We start from the raw sequence: 6,778 nt of genomic DNA, 5'->3' as shown, positions 1-6,778 counted from the left end.
GGCCGTTGTGCGCGGTTACCCCCCCCGCGGCCCCCCCGGGGCTCACCGGCACCTCCCCCCGGGGCCAAAAAACCTGGGGGGGTTTTTTTTCCACTCAAACCCCCCCCCCTCGACGCTGTCCGAGGCGGTCGACTGTTTCACGTGAAACATCGCCCGGCCCCGCTCGGCTCAGTCCTGCTCGGACCACCACTCCTTGAGAGCCGCTACCGCGGCGTCGTGCTCCATGGGGCCGTTCTCCAGACGCAGCTCCAGCATGTGCTGGTACGCCTTGCCGACGACCGGGCTCGGACCGACGCCCAGGATCTCCATGATCTGGTTTCCGTCGAGGTCCGGGCGGATGGAGTCCAGCTGCTCCTGCTGCTGGAGCTGGGCGATGCGCTCCTCCAGGCCGTCGTAGGCCCGGGACAGGGCGGCCGCCTTCCGCTTGTTGCGCGTGGTGCAGTCGGACCGGGTCAGCTTGTGCAGGCGGCTCAGCAGGGGGCCCGCGTCACGGACATACCGACGCACCGCCGAGTCCGTCCACTCCCCGGTGCCGTAGCCGTGGAAGCGCAAGTGCAGTTCGACCAGGCGTGAGACGTCCCTCACCAGATCGTTGGAGTACTTCAAGGCGGTCATGCGCTTCTTGGTCATCTTGGCGCCGACCACCTCGTGGTGGTGGAACGAGACCCGGCCGTCGTTCTCGAAGCGCCGGGTGCGCGGCTTACCGATGTCGTGCAGCAGGGCGGCCAACCGGAGCGTGAGGTCGGGGCCCTCCTCCTCCAGCGCGATGGCCTGCTCCAGGACGATGAGGGTGTGCTCGTAGACGTCCTTGTGCCGGTGGTGCTCGTCACTCTCCAGGCGCAGCGCCGGCAACTCGGGCAGCACCCGCTCGGCCAGTCCCGTGGTGGCGAGCAGCGTCAGGCCCTTGCGCGGGTGGGCGGAGAGGATCAGCTTGTTCAGCTCGTCCCGGACCCGCTCGGCCGAGACGATCTCGATGCGCTCGGCCATGTCCGTCATGGCGGCGACGACCTCGGGCGCCACCTCGAAGTCCAGCTGGGCGGCGAACCGGGCGGCCCGCATCATCCGCAGGGGATCGTCCGAGAACGAGTCCTCGGGCGTACCCGGTGTACGCAGCACCCGCGCCGCGAGGTCCTCCAGACCGCCGTGGGGGTCGATGAACTCCTTCTCCGGGAGTGCCACCGCCATCGCGTTGACCGTGAAGTCGCGGCGGACGAGATCCTCCTCGATGGAGTGGCCGTACGACACCTCGGGCTTGCGGGAGGTGCGGTCGTAGGCCTCCGACCGGTAGGTCGTGATCTCGATCTGGAAGTCCCAGTCGGTGTCCGCGACCCGGGCACTCTTGTGGGCGCCGACGGTGCCGAAGGCGATCCCCACCTCCCAGACGGCGTCCGCCCAGGGACGGACGATCTTCAACACGTCCTCGGGGCGGGCGTCGGTGGTGAAGTCCAGGTCGTTGCCGAGTCGGCCGAGCAACGCGTCGCGGACCGATCCACCGACCAGGGCCAGGGAGAACCCGGCCGCCTGGAAACGGCGGGCGAGATCGTCGGCGACGGGAGCCACCCGCAGCAGCTCGGCGACCGCGCGCTGCTGCGCCTGGCTCAGGGCAGAGGGAGTGTCTTCGTTGGGGTTCGGCACAACAGAAGAGGGTACGTGCCCCGCGCTGCCAGAGGCGCCCCGACAAGGGCCGCGGACAGCTCCTGGCATACCCGTGCAAGCACTGCGCTTACGGCGTACGGACCCTCTCCACTCGATACTGGATATAGAGGATGGGTCATCGTCGTCCTTCGATCTTGTGGAGGAGACCGCGGCACTTCCCCTCGGCGCGCATCGTTACCATGCGTGGACGCACATTCCGACGACCACTGACGACGACGAGGGACGGGCGAGCGCGTGGCCGAGGCGGCTCACTTCCAGGGGACCAGTGCCTCACCTGCCCGCCGGTGGCTGCGGCGCACCGGCGCGGTGCTGGCCGGCGCGCCCCTGCTGGCCGGTCTGCTCCAGCTGCCCGGTGCGGCCCCCGCCCAAGCCGCGTCCACGGACACCGTGGCAGTGTCGCTGGACTCGCTCACCCCCACCACCCCCCATGACGGGGACACGCTGACCGTCTCCGGCACCGTGACCAACAACGGCAAGCAGACCGTCACCGGCGCCCACGTGGGCCTTCGGATGGGCCCTGAGCTGAACACCCGCTCGGCCATCGACGCCGTCGCCCGGCACTCCGACGATCTGCACGGCCGAGTCGGCTCCGAGCTCGACAAGTACACGGAGAAGTTCGCCAAGCTGTCCCCGGGTGTCGCCGAGCACTTCAGCATCGCGGTCCCGGTGGACAAGCTCGACCTGGGCGCGGACGGCGTCTACGAACTCGGGGTCTCCCTGTCCGGACAGACCTCCGCACAGCCGTGGGAGCAGGTGCTCGGCATCCAGCGGACGTTCCTGCCCTGGCAGCCCTCCGACGCCGACTCCAAGACCAGGACGACATTCCTGTGGCCGCTGATCTCCACGGTCCGTATGACGGCCAAGACGGGCGCCGGTGATCTGCAGACACCGGTGTTCCTCGACGACGACCTGGCCAAGGAGCTCGCCCCGGGCGGCCGACTGGCACAGATGGTGGAGCTGGGCAAGGACCTGGACATCACCTGGGTGATCGATCCGGACCTGCTGGCCTCGGCAGACGCCATGGCGACGGGCAACTACCGGCTCCCGGGCAAGGGAGGGACCACCACGCCCGGTTCCCGGGAGCATCAGGCGATCGCCAAGCAGTGGCTGGCGAACCTGCAGAAGGCGGTGACCGGCAAGGAGGTCGTCGCGCTGCCCTTCGCCGACCCGGACCTCGCCTCCCTGGCGCACAACGGCACCAGCGTCACCGGCTCGCTCAGCCATCTCAAGGACGCCACCGACGTCGCGGCGATCACCGTCAAGACCGTGTTGCACGTCACGCCGAACACCGACTTCGCCTGGCCCGTGGACGGCGCCGTCGACCCGTCGATCATGAAGGTCGCCACCTCCGCCGGAGCCGACCGCGTGATCGCCCGCAGTGACAGCCTCCAGGAGACCGCCGGGCTGTCGTACACACCCTCCGCCGCCCGCCCGGTCGGCGGAGGCACCACCGCGGTGGTCTCCGACGCCCGGCTGTCCACCGCCTTCGAGGGCGATCTGACGAAGGCCGGCTCGACCACGCTCGCCGTGCAGCAGTTCCTGGCCCAGAGCCTGGAGGTGAACGCCCAGACCGACGAGCAGCGCAGCATCGTCGTCGCCCCCCAGCGCATGCCCACGGGGAGCCAGGCACAGGCGATGGCGACGGCTCTGAAGGTGCTGCAGACGGGCGCCTGGACCCAGCCCCAGGACCTCGCCGCCGCCGCCAAGGCGAAGCCGGACCCCAGTGCCACCACCCGCGTCCCCTCGACCTCGGCCTACCCCTCCTCGCTGCGCCGGCAGGAGCTGCCGAGGACGGCCTTCGAGCAGATCGCGCGCACCCAGGACAAGCTCGACAACTTCCAGGTGGTCCTCTCCAACCAGTCCCGCGTGGTGACGCCGTTCGGCAGGGCCATAAACCGTGAGATGTCCACGTCGTGGCGTGAACGCGGCGCCGAGGCGGACAGCTACCGGGGTGGCGTGGAGGCCTGGCTCGACGAGCTGGCCCAGCAGGTGAAGCTGATCGAGAAGTCGGAGACCAAGCTCTCCGGCCGCAGCGCCACCATCCCGGTGACCGTCCAGAACAACCTCGTCCAGCCCGTCGGCCACCTGGTCCTGCGTCTGACGTCGACCATGCCGGCCCGTCTGAAGATCGGTGGCAAGGCGTACGCCGAGCAGCGCGTGGAGGTCTCCGGCGGGCACAGCCAGTCCGTGAAGTTCGCCACCTCGGCCAACGCCAACGGCCGGGTCGGGGTGATCGCCCAGCTTTACACCGAGGACGGCCAGGAGTACGGCGCGCCCGTCAGCTTCGACGTGAAGGTCACGGAGGTCACGCCCACGGTGATGCTCGTCATCGGCGGCGGCGTTCTGCTCCTCGTGCTCGCCGGTTTCCGGATGTACACCCAGCGCAAGCGCGCGGCCGCCCGCCGGGCCGACGGGGAGGGCCCCGGCACGGCGGGGGAGGACATCGAGGGACCCGGGAACCCCGAGGCACCCGGAGACCGTCTCCCGGAGGAGTCCGACCCCGCCTCCGGGCCCGCAGACCCGGAGCAGGCGAGTGACCCTGCACCGGACACCGCACCGGAAAGCGCCGACCCGTCCGGCACGGGTGAGAGAGTGGACCGTTGAGCGATGTCGTGGCCGGTGGGCCCGGGACGATGAGGTGGGGTAAGCATGAACGCGCCGTACGACGGTGAACGTGGCCAGGGCGCGGCCGGCTCGGGCTACCCCGAGACGCCGCCCGAGCCCGGCCAGGTACCGCCGCAGCCCGCTGCGGACATGTATCTCCAGGACGCCTACGACCAGGACCCCTACCGGGCGCACGACCTGACCGCCCAGGACCCCGTCGCCGAGGCGCTCTACGACCGCGCCGCACACCCGCCGCCGCCTCCGGGCAGCTACGAGCGGCAGCAGCCGCCGTACGCCCCGCCCGCGCAGTCCCCGTACGCCCCGGATCCGGGCGTGTGGGCGCAGCCCCCGGCGCCGGAGCCGGGCGGCACGACCCAGTACCTGCCCTACGGCGAGGACCCGCGCACGACCCAGTTCGTAGGCGTGGACGACCTGGTGACGCACTCCGGCGAGGAGTACCACGAGCCGGACGCCTTCGCGCACCTCTTCCGGGACCAGCAGCAGAGCGGCGGGCACGCGCCCACCGACCCTTCGGGGGCGCCCGGAGCGGCCGCCGCTTCCGGCTACGGGCAGGCGGGCGGCCAGTACCCGCCGTCGTACGGCCAGAGCCAGGGCCACCAGCCCGGGCAGTCGTACGCGGAGCCCTCCTACGCGGCCGCCTCCGCCACGGCCGGGGGCCCCTCGGCTTCCCCGGTGCCCGCTCCGGCCGCGGCACCGGACCCCGCCGGTCCGGTCGTCTCCGCCGAGCCCGGGCCGCTCGCGGCTCCGGCCGCGCCCGCGAAGAAGGGCGGCAAGACGGGCGGGCTGCTCAAGTCCAGTGCCGTGATGGCCGCGGGCACGCTGGTCTCCCGACTGACCGGCTTCGTCCGCTCCGCGCTGATCGCGGCGGCGCTGGGCCTCGGCGTCCTGGCCGACACCTTCCAGGTGGCCTACCAGCTGCCGACGATGATCTACATCCTCACCGTCGGTGGCGGCCTCAACTCCGTCTTCGTGCCACAACTGGTGCGCTCCATGAAGGAGGACGAGGACGGCGGAGAGGCCTTCGCGAACCGTCTGCTGACCCTCGTCATGGTGGCGCTGGCCGCACTCACCGGCCTCGCCATGTACGCCGCGCCGTTGCTGGTGAGGCTGCTGTCCCCCACGATCGCCGACAGCACGGCCGCCAACGACGTCGCCGTCACCTTCACCCGTTACTTCCTGCCCTCGATCTTCTTCATGGGCATCCACGTGGTGATGGGTCAGATCCTCAACGCCCGCGGGAAGTTCGGCGCGATGATGTGGACTCCGGTCCTGAACAACATCGTCATCATCATCTCGCTCGGCCTGTTCATCTGGGTCTACGGCAGTGCCGCCAACTCTCACATGGAGGTCTCGAGCATCCCGCCCGAGGGGCAGCGGCTGCTCGGCGTCGGTGTGCTGCTCGGTCTGGTCGTCCAGGCCTTGGCGATGATCCCCTACCTGCGGGAGACCGGCTTCCGGATCCGTCCGCGGTTCGACTGGAGGGGCCACGGCCTGGGCAAGGCCGCGATGCTCGCGAAGTGGACGGTCCTCTTCGTCCTCGCCAACCAGGCGGGCGCCATGGTCGTCACGCAGCTGTCCACGGCCGCCGGCAAGGACTCGGGCGTCAAGGGCACCGGCTTCGCCGCCTACGCCAACGCGCAGCTGATCTGGGGACTGCCCCAGGCCATCATCACGGTGTCCCTCATGGCCGCCCTGCTGCCGCGCCTGTCGCGCTCGGCCGCCGAGAGCGACGCCGGTGCCGTCCGTGACGACATCTCCCAGGGACTGCGCACCACCGCGGTCGCCATCGTGCCCATCGCCTTCGGCTTCCTCTCGCTCGGCATCCCGATGTGCACGCTGATCTTCGGCTCGGCGGGCACCGACTCGGCCGTGAACATGGGCTACATGCTGATGGCCTTCGGCCTCGGCCTGATCCCGTACTCCGTGCAGTACGTCGTCCTGCGCGCCTTCTACGCCTACGAGGACACCCGCACCCCCTTCTACAACACGGTGATCGTGGCGGCGGTCAACGCGGGCGCCTCCGCGCTCTGCTACTTCCTGCTGCCGTCCCGCTGGGCGGTCGCCGGCATGGCCGCCGCGTACGGCCTGGCCTACGCGATCGGTGTCGGCGTCGCCTGGCGCAGGCTGCGCAAGCGCCTCGGGGGCGACCTGGACGGCGCACGGGTGCTGCGGACCTACGCGCGGCTCGGCATCGCGTCGGTGCCGGCGGCCCTGCTCAGCGGCGCGGCGTGCTACGGCATCGGACACACCCTCGGCCAGGGGGTGGGCGGCTCCTTCGCCGCCCTGCTCGTCGGCGCCGCGGTGTTGCTCGGAGTCTTCTTCGTGGCCGCCCGCCGTATGCGCATCGACGAAGTCAACTCGCTCGTGGGTATGGTCCGCGGGCGTCTGGGGCGCTGAGGCGGGGGTAGTCGCACAACCATCGTCCGCCGCCGTGTGTCGTGCATAGCGGCCGACTGTGGGCACAATTGGTTTCGGCGTCGGACAGCGTGCAACGGAT

At 70.6% G+C, this 6,778-nt stretch carries 3 protein-coding genes; 2 read left to right on the top strand and 1 reads right to left on the bottom strand.

Translation table 11 applies throughout. The annotated features are described in order from the left end of the window. Positions 1-168: 168 nt before the first annotated feature. Complete coding sequence (locus ACIBA9_RS24065) at positions 169-1,635, bottom strand: CCA tRNA nucleotidyltransferase (RefSeq protein WP_399366013.1); 1,467 nt, start codon at positions 1,633-1,635, stop codon at positions 169-171. Between the two features lie 255 nt (positions 1,636-1,890). On the opposite strand from ACIBA9_RS24065, the gene ACIBA9_RS24060 reads away from it, so the two are divergent. Both ACIBA9_RS24060 and murJ read left to right on the top strand, forming a co-directional pair. Continuing rightward, entirely contained in the window at positions 1,891-4,260 is a 2,370-nt protein-coding gene (locus ACIBA9_RS24060; RefSeq protein ID WP_399366011.1) for a DUF6049 family protein, read from the top strand. 45 nt (positions 4,261-4,305) lie between these two features. After that, positions 4,306-6,678, top strand: a complete 2,373-nt coding sequence (gene murJ, locus ACIBA9_RS24055; protein ID WP_399366009.1) for a murein biosynthesis integral membrane protein MurJ — start codon at positions 4,306-4,308, stop codon at positions 6,676-6,678. Positions 6,679-6,778: the final 100 nt, after the last annotated feature.

Origin of the sequence: Streptomyces sp. NPDC051452 (assembly GCF_044454765.1) — a bacterium.
In the GTDB taxonomy this organism is placed as follows: Bacteria; Actinomycetota; Actinomycetes; order Streptomycetales; family Streptomycetaceae; genus Streptomyces.
This window is presented reverse-complemented; position numbering and strand designations above follow the sequence as displayed.